Below are 13,032 nucleotides of genomic sequence, written 5' to 3'. Positions count from 1 at the left end.
GGACTTCCTTCGGGCCTTCATCGCAAACCCGGTGCGCGAGAATGCTATCCGCGCCCGAGGTGGTGGCGCCTCGGGAGTCATGGTCGTCTCGCTCGGACTCGTCGCGTTCGGGGTTGCTGCACTCGGTGTGCTCCTCGCCGCGCGTCTGGCAGCCCTCCCGATTGGCCCGGGCTCGGCGACGCTCGGCAGCGCCACGGCGCCGGGGCGACCGGTCGGCATACCCGTCTTCGCTTATCCCGCCCTGATGTGCCTGCTGCTGTTCGCGGTGGCGATCGGCATCTTCGGGGCAACCTTCGCCAAGCGCACACTCGCCACCCTCGCCGTCGTGATGCTGCTCGTGCCGACCGTGCTCCTTGCGGGGACGGCCTGGCAGTTCCGAAGCAGCGCCTGGAGTGGCTATCTCGCTTTGCCGACCGTCGCCCTCATCGCCCCGGCCGTCGTGGCCATGCGTCGCCGCCAGGCATCAGCGGACCTGGTCATCGTCGTCGCCGCCATCCTGGCCAGCCTGGCCGTTGGCGCCACGGCGATCACGCAGATCATCGCCTACACCGCCGCTGGCACCTCCGGAGGGCTGCCGCTCTTCGGCGCGGGCCTGGAACAGGTCGTCACGATGCTCGGGGTCCTCGTGGCGCCGATGGCGATCCTCGCGGGCGGCGGGGCCGTGTCTTTCGCTCGGACGGCGACGGGCTTCGTTGGCCGGTCGATCGAGCGGACGGCGCGCGGCCGAAGCGCGCCGCTCGTGGTCATCGCCACCCTCCTCCTCGTTCTGGCCGTCGCGATGACCGTCATGGATGTGGCGGGCGCTCGCAGCCCCGGTCGATGGCTGGTGCGTCTCGCCGTGACTGCCGCTGTGATGGTGCTGGGCATCGCATGGTGGCGCTGGGCTGCCAGAGGCGTCCCGGCGACCGCCGATGCCGTCGAAAGCGGTGCCTCGACCGGTGCGCCGACCGTCGCTATCGTCCTTGCCGCGTTCACCGCGCCCCTGACCCTCGGCCTGGTCGCCGCAAGCGTGCTCAGCGCCGTGGGCGGCGGCACCGGCCTCGTCGGCCCCGTCACCAGGCTCGCCGACGCGATGGGGCATGCGTGGACCGGCACGACATACGCCCTGCTCGTCGGGGCACTCTTCCTCGCCGCCGCCGCGTATGTCGCCCGCTCCCGCCCCAGCCTCGCGGCTGCCTGGCTGGGGCTGGCCGGCCTCGTTCTCATCGCCCTCGTGGGCTGGAATCAGCTCTTCCCCGGCCCCGAGTGGGGTGGCTTCACGATCACCGACATCGCCCGGGCGGGGTCCGTGCTCCTCCTCGCGGGCGCGGTGTGGTTGCTCGTGCGGCTGCGGTCATTGCCGCTGCTGCTCGCGGCGTTCGACGTTCGGGAAGCCTTCGCGATCAGCGGCGTGCTCGTGTTGATCTTGCAGGGCTCGTTCGCGGCCGATCCGTTCGGTGCGCTCTTCGGCTTCGCCGGGATCGGGTTGGTCTTCTTCGGTGTGGTCTGGGGCTTCCTGACCTCCGGCGCGCACTCCTCCGTCACCGGCCTCCCCGGCCTCGGGCGCACGGCGGTGTTGTTGTCGTATGCCGTGCTCAGCACCACCCTGCTCGCCTGGGGGCTCGCAACCGGCCCGGACGCGCACGCCACGATGAGTGGCGCCTTCGGTCAGGTCGGCAGCAATCTCCTGGGCAGCACCGTGCTGCTCGCGCTCATTGCCGCGTGGCTGCCAGGTCAGTCGACGCCGATTCACTCCCGGGCAGCCTGACGCGCTCGGTAGGCCGCGACGGCATTGCGATTGCTGCAGGCGGTGGAGCAGTAAATCCGCGAGCGATTGCGCGACAGGTCGAGCACCACGCCCTCGCACGTTTCATCCGCGCACACCGCAAGCCGGCTGAGCTCGTCCGCGCGGATGAGGTCGATCATCGCCATCGCCGTCTCCACGAGGATCCGATCGGCCCACGGTGCATCCGGCCCCGACGCGTGGATGTGCCAGTCGAAACCTTCGTGCCGGACCAACTGCGGCAAGGCTTTGGCCTCCGCGAGCATGGCGTTGATCAGCGCGGGCGCGGTGTCGCGGTCGGCGAGCAGCAACTCGCGCAGCCGTGGCCGCAGGCCGATGACCTGCGCAAACTCTGCCCTGTCCCGGTCGTGACGACCGGTGTATTCCCATTGGACAAAGAACGCATCGAGGTCGGCCGGGGTCGTGAGGGTCGCCGGCTCCAAGCCCGAGTTGACCAATGCCGCGGCGGCCGTGAGGGCCAGCCGTGCGTCATGAGTCAAATTCATGTTGACATATTACCTGCTCCTTCCGTACTGTAATGCGTCATGGCACTGATGACGGATGACGTGGTGGCCGTGCAGGGGGCGTCTACCGCGTCCTCCCGACTCGGCGTCGGCCTGGGCTTGGCTCTGGCGTCGGCGACCGGGTTCGCACTCTCCGGCCCCCTGGCCCGCGGTCTCCTCGACACCGGCTGGAATGCCGCCGCTGTCGTCCTCGTGCGTATGACCGTCGCCGCGCTCGTCCTGCTGCCCTTTGGCGTGCGCGCCCTTCGCGGGAACTGGACTGCGCTGCGCCAGACCTGGCGCACCGTCCTGCTCTATGGCGCGCTCGCCGTCGCCGGCGCCCAGTTCTGCTACTTCTCCGCCGTCGCCCACATGGCCGTCGGCCCGGCCCTGCTCATCGAGTACACCGCCCCCGCAGCGGTCGTCGGTTGGCTCTGGCTGCGACACGGTCAGCGCCCGGGATTGCTCACGCTCGCGGGAGCTTTCGTCGCCGTCCTCGGTTTGGTCCTCGTGCTCGACCTCCTTTCTGGTGGAGCCGACGTCAGCCCCATCGGTGTGCTCTGGTCTCTCGGCGCTATGGTCGGCGCCGCGTCGTACTTCATCATCTCGGCCGACACTGACAACGGCCTCCCGCCGATCTCGCTGGCCGCCGGAGGACTGGTCGTTGGCGCTGCTCTGCTGGGCCTCCTGGGCCTCAGCGGGATCCTGGACATGCAGCGCGCGGCGGAGGACACGACATACGCGGCCCACACTTTCCCCTGGTGGGCACCCCTGCTGGCGCTGGGCGTGGTGACGGCCGCGGCGGCATACGTCCTGGGCATCATGGGCACCCGCATCCTCGGCTCCCGCCTGGCCTCCTTCGTGGCGCTCTCCGAGGTGCTGGCGGCCGTGATCTTTGCCTGGCTGCTGCTCGGCCAGGTCCCCGCCCCCGTGCAGATCCTCGGCGGCGCGCTCGTGCTGCTCGGCGTCATCGGCGTCAAGCTCGGGGAGAAGACCGTCGAGGTCGGCCCCGAACTCGAGCTCGACATTCCCTAAGCCGACGCCCGCAACGTCAGCGAGCGGCCGCAACAACACCCGACCGGCGCATCGACACCCACTGCAGAGTGTGTCAATGCGCGGATCGGGTGTTTGAGTGGCCCGGCGAACTGCCCTCAGCCCGGCAGAACGCTGACTCCCGCCGTCCCCGCAGCCCTTCGCAAGCGCACGTCCAATGTCGCAAGGGGCAGGCCGCGGGCTTCCGCGAGCCAAAGGTTTGATGCGTCGTAGGTCGTGAGCCCATGAGTTCGCGCGAGGCCAAGCACGACGGCTGGAGTCGGACAGTCCGGCGCGATGGTGATCGGAAGTTGCATCAGCAGATTCACAAAACGTGCGCTCTGTGCTTCCGTGAGCCGACCGCGCCGCTCCGCGGAGATCAGCCCATTCGTGACTTCCAAAGTCCACAACGGCGAGGCCAATGCGCCCTCGGCGACCACGAGGTCAAGGATGTCCTCCGTCGAGGGAGTCGCCTCATCCTCAAAGCACCACGTCATCGTCACCGAGGTGTCGATGACAACGCTCACCGCCGGCCCTCATCTCGCAGTCTGAATGGACTCAGCTGTCCTGAGTCAGCCCCAAGGGGTCGGCGACGGCGGCGACCGCCTGCTCGTGCTCGGACTGCATACGTCTCAGGAAGGTCTGGGTGCGCTCGTGCTGCGGGTTGTTGATGACCTGCTTGGGGTCACCCTGCTCGACGACGACCCCGCCGTCCATGAAGACCACTCGGTCGGCGACATCGCGCGCGAAGGCCATCTCGTGGGTGACGACGATCATCGTCATCCCCTCCTTGGCCAGCTCCCGCATGACGGTCAGGACCTCGCCGACCAGCTCGGGGTCGAGCGCCGACGTCGGCTCGTCGAAGAGCATCAGCTTCGGTCGCATCGCCAGAGCCCGCGCAATCGCGACCCGCTGCTGCTGCCCACCCGAGAGCTGCCCGGGGTATGCCAGCGGCTTGTCCGCGAGCCCCACGCGCTCGAGCAACTCCTTGGCCCGGACGGTCACCTCGGCCTTCTTCTCCCCCTTGACCTGCACCGGGGCCTCGATGATGTTGTCGAGGACGGTCTTGTGCGGGAAGAGATTGAAGCGCTGGAAGACCATGCCGATCTCGCGGCGCTGGCGGGCGATCTCCTTGTCGTGCAGGCGATGCAGCACCCCGCCCTTGTCGGCATACCCCATGAGCTCGCCATCGACCCAGATCCGGCCGCCGTTGATGGTCTCCAACTGGTTGATGCAACGCAGGAAGGTCGTCTTGCCCGAGCCGGAGGGGCCGAGGAAGCAGACGACTTCACCCTTGTGGACGTCCATGTCGATGCCCTTGAGCACCTGGTTGTCGCCGAATGACTTGGTCACATTGACCGCGTGGACGAGCGGCATATCGGCCATTAGTGATCACCCGTCCGAGAGAGCAGGTCCTTGACCTTGCGTTCGCGCTTGGTTGGAGCCTGGGCGCCAAAGCCGCGACCAAAGTAGCGCTCCAAGTAGCTCTGGCCGACCATGAGAATCGAGCAGACGATGAGGTACCACATCACGGCCGCCATGAAGCCGGGCACGATCTTGAAGCTGCGCTGGCCGAAGCCATAGGCCTGGAAATACAACTCGGTGATGATCGAGGCCGCGATGAAGAGCGAGGTGTCCTTGACCATGGCGATGGTCTCGTTGCCCGTGGGCGGCACGATGACGCGCATGGCCTGGGGCAGGATGATGCGGCGCATGGCCTGGCCGGGCGACATACCCAGGGCTTGGGCTGCCTCGCCTTGGCCCTTGTCCACGGACAGGATGCCGGCCCGGGCGATCTCGGCCATGTAGGCCGCCTCGGACAAGCCCAAGCCGAGGATGCCGACCCAGATCGTGCTGGAAATGTCATTCCAACTGAACGACCAGAAGGTCAGGTCCGTCGAGAGCCCGAGGGCTCCGGCGATCTGTTGACCAAACGGGACGCCGATGTCGAACTCGCGGTAGAGCAGCGCAATCGCGCCGCCCATGAAGGCGAGCAGCACATAGCGCGGCATCGCGCGGAAGAACCAGGTGTAGGCGAAGGAGACTCCGCGCAGAACGGGATTCTCCGACAGGCGCATTACCGCGAGGATCACCCCCAGCACGATGCCGAGGATCATCGCGCCGATGGTGCCGAGGATCGTGCCCTTCCAGAGGCCGTTGATGACCGGCTTCTGCTGCATGATCTGGAACGCGAAACCCCAGTCCCACTTGGGATTCGTGATGAACGAACTGATCAACATCGCGACGAGGATCGCGATGATCACCAGGGCGACCCATCGGCCGGGATGCCGGACCGGCCGGGCGTGGATCTCGCCCGGCCGGTCGACGGTGTCGGTGCTCATCAGCCGACGGACGGGTTCACGGCGAAGTCGTTGATCGCGCCGCCCTCGGTCTTCCACTTGGTGAGGATGGTCTTGTACGTGCCGTCAGCATCCAGCGACTTCAGCGCATCCGCGATGGCCTGACCGAACTCGGTCTGATCCTTGGGCAGGACGTAGCCGTAGGGCGCGGAGTCGTACTACTCGCCGAGGAGTTCGAGCTCCCCATTGGTCGTCTCGACCGCGGAGATCGCCGGCGGCAGGTCGACCATCATCGCGTCGGCCTTGCCGGACTGAACCATCGCGGTGACCTTGCCCTGGTCGGCGTCGATCAGCAGCTCGATCGGGGGCTTGCCGGCGTCCACGCACTTCTTGTTCCGCGCGGGGTAGTCGACATCGGACTGCACGGTCGCCTTCTGCGCCGCGACCTTCTTGCCGCAGGCGTTCTCGGGGTCGACGCCCGCCGGATTGCCCTTGGCAACGACCCACTGCGTGCCGGCGGTGAAGTAGCTGACCATCGTCGCTTCCTTCATCCGGTCGGCGTTGATGGTGAAGGAGGAGATGCCGATGTCGTACTTCCCGCTGCCGACACCAAGGATGATCTGGTCGAAGCCGGTGGGGACCCACTCGGTCTTCATGCCGAACTTTGCGGCGACGGCGTTGAAGAGGTCGACATCCATGCCGATGACGGTCTTGCCGTCGGCGTCGAGATATTCGTTGGGCTGGTAGGTCGCGTCCGTGCCGATCTTGATGACGCCCGCTGACTTGATGGACGCCGGCAGCTTCGCGACGAGCGCGGGGTCGACGGCTTCGGTCGTGCTGGACGAGGTCTGGCTGCCAGCGCCGCCGGAGGTCGAGGAAGTCGTCGACAGGGAATCGGACCCACACGCGCTGAGTGTCAGGGCGGCGCAGGCGATGCCGGCGAGGGCGAATGCGGGGGAACGGCGGAACACGGTTGAGCCTCCAGAGCGCGGCGATGCGGTGGCCACCGGCTGGCGGCCTCTCGGGGAGAGTAACCCGTCTCACTTTCCCTGCCCAGCACGCACACGTCACGATCCTGTTCCCGTCGCGCCGCGGTTCTGCCAGTTGTCGGCCGGGCCTGCCAGGATGGGGCGTATGCAGAACATGCTCATCAAGGTCGGGGTCAACGCGGTTGCCCTGTGGGTTGCGGCGCTCGTGGTCGACGGCGTGCGACTCGGCGAGGACGCGGACAAGCTCTCGACGCGGCTGCTGACCATCCTGCTGGTGGCGGTCATCTTCGGTGTTGTGAACGCTCTGGTGAAGCCGATCGCCAAGGTCCTCTCGTTCCCGGCGATTGTGCTGACGCTCGGGCTGTTCACCTTCATCGTGAACGCCTTCATGTTGCAGATCACCGAATGGGTCTGTGATGCGTTGAATTGGACTTCACCATCGACCACTTCTTCTGGAATGCCGTCATGGCGGCGCTGGTGATCACGTTGGTCTCGATGGTCCTGAACTTCGTTCTGCCCGACAACGATTGATGCAGGACGTATGACGATGGGTCACGACCTCCCCCAGCCGCGCGCCGTCCTGGGCGGGCTCCCCGCATACAAGCCAGGCAAGCCGCCGACCCCGGTGGCCGGGTTGACGGCATACAAGATCTCCTCCAACGAGAACCCATATGCCCCGCTGCCCAGCGTCCTCGACGCGGTGCGGTGTGCGGCCGAGCGGATGAACCGCTATCCCGATATGGGCAATACCGCTCTGCGGGAAGCGCTTTCGACATACCTAGGTGTCCCCGCTGAGTGGATCGCCTGCGGCACCGGCTCGGTCGCCGTGCTCGGTCAGATCGTCGATGCGATGTGCGATGCCGGCGACGAGGTGATCTACGCCTGGCGCTCCTTCGAGGCCTATCCGATCGTGGTGGCTCTCGCGGGTGCCTTCTCGGTGCAAGTGCCGCTGACCAAGGAACACCGCCACGACCTGCCGGCGATGGCCGCGGCCGTCACCGACTCGACCAAAGTCATCCTCGTCTGCACTCCCAATAACCCCACCGGGACGATCGTCACCGACACCGAGTTGCGGACCTTCCTCGGGCGGGTGCCGCCGCACGTGCTGGTGGTCATCGACGAGGCGTATCTAGAGTTCGGGACCGATCCGGCGGCGCCGGATGCGCTCGCGTTGCTGCACGAGCACCCGAATGTCGTTGTGCTGCGGACCTTCTCGAAGGCCTACGGCCTCGCCGGCCTGCGGGTCGGATATGCCGTGGCCCACCCCGAGATCGCCGAGGCCTTGCGTATGACGGCCACGCCCTTCGGCGTGAACCTGCTCGCCCAGGAGGCGGCGGTGGCGTCACTGGCTGCGCGCGACGAGTTGGAGGTGCGGGTCAAGGACTTGGTCGCCGAGCGCGACCGCGTCGAGGCCGGGCTGGCCGAGCAGGGCTGGGTGTTGCCGCCCTCTCAGGCCAACTTCGTCTGGTTCCCGCTCGGCGAAGACACCCCCGCCTTTGCGGCCGCCTGCGAGGAGCAAGCCCTCACCGTGCGCCCGTATGCCGTCGACGGCGTCCGCGCCACCATCGGCGAGCCCGAAGCCTCCGACCGCCTGCTAGACATCGCCGCCGCCTGGCGCGCCGCGCGTCACTAGGTCCCGCCCGCCCAGGGTTTAAGGGCCCGGGTGATCAGGCGCGGACAGCTGCTGAGGGTGTAACAAGGTGTAAAGTTTCCCGTATGGCCCTGAACATCAAGAATGACCGGGTCTGCGCTCTCGCAGCAGAGGCGGCGCGCAAGACCGGGCGCACCCAGGTCAGCGTGCTCGAGGAGGCGCTGACCAAATTCCTCGCCGACCTGACCACCGACGAGGACCACGCAGCGGCTGTGGCGCGCCGCATGGCCGCGTCGGAGAAGGTTGTGCAGGCCGCTAGGGCACTACTGACCGACGCCGACCGCGCGGCCATCAAGGCGGAGATGGCGGATATGTATGACGAGTGGGGCCTCCCGCGCTGATGGTCTCGATCTGATGGTGCCTGTCTGATGGTCATCGACACTTCGGCCGTGATCGCCATACTGCTCGGCGAGCCCGGGGCTGATCGGCTGCTTGGAGCCGTGAGCGCCGCGCCCGACAGATTGATGTCCTCGGCGAGCCTGGTCGAATGCGGGTTGGTCCTGCAAGGCCGCCTGGGAGCCGGCGCGGAGTCGCTTGTTTACGCGTTGTGCGCGGCGCAGGAAATCACGATCCTCCCGCTCACGACCGAGCAGGCTCGCATGGCCATTGCGGCACACTCACGATTTGGGCGCGGCAGTGGAAGCCGAGCCAGGCTCAACTTCGGTGACTGCTGCACCTACGCGCTGGCCAAGGCCACCCACCAGGAACTCCTCTTCGTCGGCGATGACTTCACGCATACCGATCTCAACTGGGCACCCTGGTGACGGCCGGGGAGCGAGTGCTCGGCGGTCCGCGCGGCATACGACCTCCGATAACCTTGCCCACAACGCGCAAGCGAGACGCGGCCACGAGGACGTGACCGTGACGCCCGCCGCGCCGCAGCCCGTCTCAGCCGGTCACCCCCGGAGCGGACGCCGGCTGTGGACGGCGATTCGACTGAAGCACCCGGCCGGCGGACACCCCGCATACGGGTGGGGAACGGAGCGAGATGGGTGAGCAGGAGCGCCAGCGGCGGATCGAACCCTCCGACGGCGGGCCGGACATGGTCCAGCTGGTCACACCGGAGGGCGAGCGCGTCTCGCATCCGGAGTATGACGCGATCGCCGATGAGGTGACCACGCAGGAGCTGCAGGGCTTCTACCGCGACATGGTCATCGTGCGGCGCTGCGACAACGAGGCCACCGCGCTGCAGCGGCAGGGTGAGCTCGGCCTGTGGGTGCCGAGCCTGGGCCAGGAGGCCGCGCAGGTCGGCTCGGGTCGCGCGATGCGCACGCAGGACTTCGCCTTCCCGACCTACCGCGAGCACGGCGTCGCCTGGTGCCGCGGGGTCGACCCGCTGAACCTGCTCGCGATGTTCCGCGGCGTGCACAACGGCGGCTGGAACTCCTTCGAGAAGAACTTCCACCTCTATACGATCATCATCGGCGCCCAGACTCTGCACGCGACCGGCTACGCCATGGGCATCCAGCGCGATCACGCCGTCGGATCCGGCGACCCGGACCGCGACGCCGCGGTCATCGCCTACTTCGGTGACGGGGCCTCCGCGCAGGGCGATGTGGGCGAGGCCTTCGTCTTCGCCGGCGTTAACAATGCGCCGGTCGTCTTCTTCTGCCAGAACAACCAGTGGGCGATCTCGGAGCCCAACGAGCGGCAGATGCGCATCCCAATCTACTTGCGCGCCAAGGGATATGGATTCCCCGGCACCCGCGTCGATGGCAATGACGTGCTCGCGACATATGCCGTGACCAAGCGCTTCCTCGATGACGCCCGCGACGGGCAGGGGCCGGCGCTGATCGAGGCCTTCACCTATCGGATGGGCGCGCACACGACCTCCGACGACCCGACGAAGTACCGCGTCTCCGCCGAGGTTGAGGTCTGGAAACTCCGCGACCCGATCGCTCGGTTGCGCAACCTGCTGGCGCGGGCACACGGCGTACCCCAGAGCTTTTTCGAGGAGGTGGACGCGGAGGCGGCCGAGGTCGGCACCGACCTGCGCGCCCGCTGCCTCGCCCTGCCCGACCCGAGCCCGGCGTCGATGTTCGATCATGTGTATGCCGAGCCGCACCCGGTCATGGATCGCGAGCGAGCCGAGCTGACGGCATACCTCTCGTCTTTTGAGGGGGCTCACGCATGAGCACGATGACCATGGCCAAGGCGCTCAACAGCGGGCTGCGGGCCGCGATGGAGAAGGACCCCAAGGTCCTGCTCATGGGCGAGGACATCGGCAAGCTCGGCGGGGTTTTCCGGATCACCGAGGGGCTGCAGAAGGACTTCGGTGAGGACCGGGTCATCGACACCCCGCTCGCGGAGGCCGGCATCGTCGCGACGGCGATCGGTATGGCGCTGCGCGGCTACCGCCCTGTCGTCGAGATCCAGTTCGACGGCTTCGTCTATCCGGCCTTCGACCACATCGTCAGCCAGGTCGCGAAGCTGCACGCGCGCTCGCTCGGGAATGTCACGCTGCCGATGGTGATCCGCATCCCCGTCGGTGGCGGCATCGGTGCGGTCGAGCACCACAGCGAGTCGAATGAGGCGTATTTCGCGCACACCGCCGGGCTGCGCGTCATCTCCTGCTCGAACCCAAATGATGCGTTCTGGATGATCCAGCAGGCGATCGAGTGCCCGGACCCGATCATCTTTTACGAACCCAAGCGTCGCTATTGGGACAAGGGTGAGGTAGCCGAGGCGCCTGAGCGGGACTTGTTCTCCGCCAACGTGATTCGGCCGGGTTCCGATGTCACGGTGCTGGCGTATGGACCGATGGTCCGCTCCTGCTTGCAGGCCGCCCAGGCGGCCGAGGAGGAAGGCATTTCGATCGAGGTCATCGACCTTCGCTCGCTGTCACCGCTGGACACCGAGGCGATCTTCGCCTCGGTCCGCAAAACCGGGCGGTGCGTCGTGGTGCACGAGGCCGCGACCTTCCTCGGGCTCGGCGCCGAACTGGCCGCGCAGATCCAGCAGGAGTGCTTCTATTCGCTGGAGGCGCCGGTGCTGCGCGTGGGCGGCTACAACGTGCCCTACCCGCCGAGCCGTCTCGAAGAGGACTTCCTGCCCGACCTGGACCGAGTGCTCGACGCCGTCGACCGGCTGATGCAGCACTGAGGAGCGCGAAACACCATGCGAGAGTTCAAACTTCCCGACCCGGGTGAGGGTCTGACGGAGGCCGATGTCGTCACCTGGCGGGTAGCCGTCGGTGATGTGGTGGCCGTCAACGACATCGTCGTCGAGATCGAGACGGCAAAATCCTTGGTGGAGTTGCCGATTCCGTATGCCGGCACCGTCTCGGCGCTGCTGGTCAGCGAGGGCGACACGGTCGAGGTCGGTGCGCCGATCATCGTGATCGATGACGGCTCGGGCGCCGCGGCAGGTGACTCGGCGACCGACGCGACCGCGACGACGACCGAGGGTGCGGCGCCCAGCGAGGCGGTGGCCGGTGGACAAGCAGGTTCCGGCGAGGCGGGCGGGCCCGTTGCGGTCGCGGCCGAGCAGCCGAAGGCTTCTGGCGCTCCCGAGCCGAAGGCTGGTGCTGCGGAGCCGAAGGCGGAGCGCACGGCGGTGCTCGTGGGCTATGGCGTCAAGCAGACCGAGGCCAAGCGTCGCCCCCGGCGCAAGCAGAACCTGCTGCAGACCATTGCGCACTATCCGGATGAAGAGCCGGCGGTCAAGGAGTCGGTGCATGCCGATGCCAGCAGCGGCGTCGGCGAGTTGGTCGCGGCGCACTCCACGCACGTCCTGCGCGACCAGCGTCCGCTGACCGAATTGGCCCAGCATTCACGCGCCGACTTGGAGCGGGCCTGGGTGCTCGCCAAGCCGATGGTGCGCAAGCTGGCGAAGGATCTCGGCGTCGATCTGGTGACGGTCGAGGCCACCGGTGATGGCGGCACCATCACGCGGGATGACGTTCTGGCAGCGCGTGATTCGGCGCGTGGCCTGGCCCCGGCGGCCTCCCCGGGCATCAGCCGCGGCGAGGCAGCCACGGGAGGGGGCGAGCGGCATACAGCTGCAGCGTCGGCCCCCACGTGGTCGGGCGACCGCGGCGAGGAGCGCACCCCGATCAAGGGCGTTCGCAAGGTGACCGCGGCGGCGATGGTCAGTTCGGCGTTCACCGCGCCGCACGTAACCGAGTGGGTCGAGGTCGACGTCACCGCGACGATGGATCTCGTCGATCGTCTCAAGAAGGACAAGGAGTTCGCGGGCGTCAAGGTCACCCCGCTGCTCGTGCTCGCGAAGGCGATGTGTGTTGCCGTGCGCCGGAATCCGGGCGTCAACGCGACCTGGGACGAGGCGGCGCAGGAGATCGTGCTCAAGCGCTATGTCAACCTCGGCATCGCCGCCGCCACCCCGCGCGGGTTGCTCGTGCCCAATGTCAAGGACGCCGATCTGATGTCGATGGCGCAACTGGCCGGGGCGATCGGCGAACTCACCGAGACCGCGCGGCAGGGCAAGACGCAGCCCGCCGACATGTCCGGCGGGACGATCACCATCACCAATGTCGGGGTCTTCGGCATCGATGCCGGCACCCCGATCCTCAACCGCGGCGAGTCGGCGATCCTCGCCTTCGGCACCATCACCCGCAAACCGTGGGTGGTCGGCAAGGGCGACGACGAGCGGATCGAGCCGCGCTGGGTCACGACCCTGGCGTTGTCCTTCGACCACCGCCTCGTCGACGGCGAACTCGGCTCCCGCTACCTCGCCGACGTCGCCGCCATCCTCCACGACCCCGCCAAGGGCCTCGTCTGGGGCTGAGCCCTCATCGCTAAGTACGACGTTCGGCGGGCCAGAACCCGCCGAACGT

Annotated in this window: 14 protein-coding genes; 9 read left to right on the top strand and 5 right to left on the bottom strand. The window is 67.5% G+C overall.

What is annotated here, in order from left to right:
- Positions 1-31: 31 nt before the first annotated feature.
- Positions 32-1,747, top strand: coding sequence for a hypothetical protein (locus tag ABD225_RS15140; protein WP_344087267.1), 1,716 nt, complete (start codon positions 32-34; stop codon positions 1,745-1,747).
- Here ABD225_RS15140 and ABD225_RS15135 read toward each other — a convergent pair.
- Positions 1,729-2,268 carry a CGNR zinc finger domain-containing protein gene (locus ABD225_RS15135; protein WP_344087264.1) on the bottom strand — a complete coding sequence of 180 codons (540 nt, stop codon included), beginning with the start codon at positions 2,266-2,268 and terminating at the stop codon, positions 1,729-1,731. The two genes, ABD225_RS15140 and ABD225_RS15135, sit on opposite strands and share 19 nt — an antisense overlap.
- Positions 2,269-2,307: 39 nt before the next feature.
- On the opposite strand from ABD225_RS15135, the gene ABD225_RS15130 reads away from it, so the two are divergent.
- Entirely contained in the window at positions 2,308-3,300 is a 993-nt protein-coding gene (locus tag ABD225_RS15130) for an EamA family transporter (RefSeq protein WP_344087261.1), read from the top strand.
- Between the two features lie 116 nt (positions 3,301-3,416).
- On the opposite strand, the gene ABD225_RS15125 is transcribed toward ABD225_RS15130, so the two are convergent.
- The 4 genes from ABD225_RS15125 to ABD225_RS15110 form a co-directional block, all read right to left on the bottom strand.
- A complete protein-coding gene (locus ABD225_RS15125) occupies positions 3,417-3,824 on the bottom strand; it encodes a type II toxin-antitoxin system VapC family toxin (RefSeq protein WP_344087258.1) in 408 nt (135 codons plus the stop codon).
- Positions 3,825-3,855: 31 nt separating this feature from the next.
- Entirely contained in the window at positions 3,856-4,683 is an 828-nt protein-coding gene (locus tag ABD225_RS15120; RefSeq protein ID WP_344087255.1) for an amino acid ABC transporter ATP-binding protein, read from the bottom strand.
- A complete protein-coding gene (locus tag ABD225_RS15115; protein WP_344087252.1) occupies positions 4,683-5,639 on the bottom strand; it encodes an amino acid ABC transporter permease in 957 nt (318 codons plus the stop codon). The genes ABD225_RS15120 and ABD225_RS15115 overlap by 1 nt, the downstream gene beginning before the upstream one ends.
- Positions 5,640-5,815: 176 nt before the next feature.
- Entirely contained in the window at positions 5,816-6,568 is a 753-nt protein-coding gene (locus tag ABD225_RS15110) for a transporter substrate-binding domain-containing protein (RefSeq protein WP_425564459.1), read from the bottom strand.
- Positions 6,569-6,731: 163 nt separating this feature from the next.
- On the opposite strand from ABD225_RS15110, the gene ABD225_RS15105 reads away from it, so the two are divergent.
- The 7 genes from ABD225_RS15105 (at position 6,732) to ABD225_RS15075 (ending at position 12,983) form a co-directional block, all read left to right on the top strand.
- Positions 6,732-7,067: a phage holin family protein gene (locus tag ABD225_RS15105; protein ID WP_344087249.1), complete on the top strand. Its 336-nt coding sequence runs from the start codon at positions 6,732-6,734 to the stop codon at positions 7,065-7,067.
- A 66-nt stretch (positions 7,068-7,133) separates the two neighbouring features.
- Entirely contained in the window at positions 7,134-8,219 is a 1,086-nt protein-coding gene (gene hisC, locus ABD225_RS15100; protein ID WP_425564461.1) for a histidinol-phosphate transaminase, read from the top strand.
- Between the two features lie 83 nt (positions 8,220-8,302).
- Entirely contained in the window at positions 8,303-8,578 is a 276-nt protein-coding gene (locus ABD225_RS15095) for a type II toxin-antitoxin system VapB family antitoxin (protein WP_344087243.1), read from the top strand.
- Between the two features lie 27 nt (positions 8,579-8,605).
- Entirely contained in the window at positions 8,606-9,001 is a 396-nt protein-coding gene (locus ABD225_RS15090; protein ID WP_344087240.1) for a type II toxin-antitoxin system VapC family toxin, read from the top strand.
- A gap of 224 nt (positions 9,002-9,225) precedes the next feature.
- The gene (pdhA, locus tag ABD225_RS15085) at positions 9,226-10,371 is read left to right on the top strand and encodes a pyruvate dehydrogenase (acetyl-transferring) E1 component subunit alpha (RefSeq protein WP_344087237.1); all 1,146 of its coding nucleotides are present in this window, start codon (positions 9,226-9,228) and stop codon (positions 10,369-10,371) included.
- Positions 10,368-11,339 (top strand): alpha-ketoacid dehydrogenase subunit beta, encoded by a 972-nt coding sequence (locus tag ABD225_RS15080; protein ID WP_344087234.1) that lies wholly within the window; start codon positions 10,368-10,370, stop codon positions 11,337-11,339. Before pdhA ends, ABD225_RS15080 begins: the two co-directional genes overlap by 4 nt.
- 15 nt (positions 11,340-11,354) lie before the next feature.
- On the top strand, positions 11,355-12,983 hold the full coding sequence (locus tag ABD225_RS15075; protein ID WP_344087231.1) for a dihydrolipoamide acetyltransferase family protein: 1,629 nt from the start codon (positions 11,355-11,357) through the stop codon (positions 12,981-12,983).
- Positions 12,984-13,032 lie beyond the last annotated feature (49 nt).

The sequence above is a fragment of the Nostocoides veronense genome, assembly GCF_039531185.1.
Classification (GTDB): Bacteria; Actinomycetota; Actinomycetes; order Actinomycetales; family Dermatophilaceae; genus Nostocoides_A; species Nostocoides_A veronense.
This window is presented reverse-complemented; position numbering and strand designations above follow the sequence as displayed.

Coding starts and splice junctions, on each gene's coding strand:
- ABD225_RS15135 (WP_344087264.1), bottom strand. CDS start 2,268: ATGAATTTGACTCATGACGCACGGCTGGCCCTCACGGCCGCCGCGGCA.
- ABD225_RS15130 (WP_344087261.1), top strand. CDS start 2,308: ATGGCACTGATGACGGATGACGTGGTGGCCGTGCAGGGGGCGTCTACC.
- ABD225_RS15120 (WP_344087255.1), bottom strand. CDS start 4,683: ATGGCCGATATGCCGCTCGTCCACGCGGTCAATGTGACCAAGTCATTC.
- ABD225_RS15115 (WP_344087252.1), bottom strand. CDS start 5,639: ATGAGCACCGACACCGTCGACCGGCCGGGCGAGATCCACGCCCGGCCG.
- ABD225_RS15105 (WP_344087249.1), top strand. CDS start 6,732: ATGCAGAACATGCTCATCAAGGTCGGGGTCAACGCGGTTGCCCTGTGG.
- hisC (WP_425564461.1), top strand. CDS start 7,134: ATGGGTCACGACCTCCCCCAGCCGCGCGCCGTCCTGGGCGGGCTCCCC.
- ABD225_RS15095 (WP_344087243.1), top strand. CDS start 8,303: ATGGCCCTGAACATCAAGAATGACCGGGTCTGCGCTCTCGCAGCAGAG.
- ABD225_RS15090 (WP_344087240.1), top strand. CDS start 8,606: ATGGTCATCGACACTTCGGCCGTGATCGCCATACTGCTCGGCGAGCCC.
- pdhA (WP_344087237.1), top strand. CDS start 9,226: ATGGGTGAGCAGGAGCGCCAGCGGCGGATCGAACCCTCCGACGGCGGG.
- ABD225_RS15080 (WP_344087234.1), top strand. CDS start 10,368: ATGAGCACGATGACCATGGCCAAGGCGCTCAACAGCGGGCTGCGGGCC.
- ABD225_RS15075 (WP_344087231.1), top strand. CDS start 11,355: ATGCGAGAGTTCAAACTTCCCGACCCGGGTGAGGGTCTGACGGAGGCC.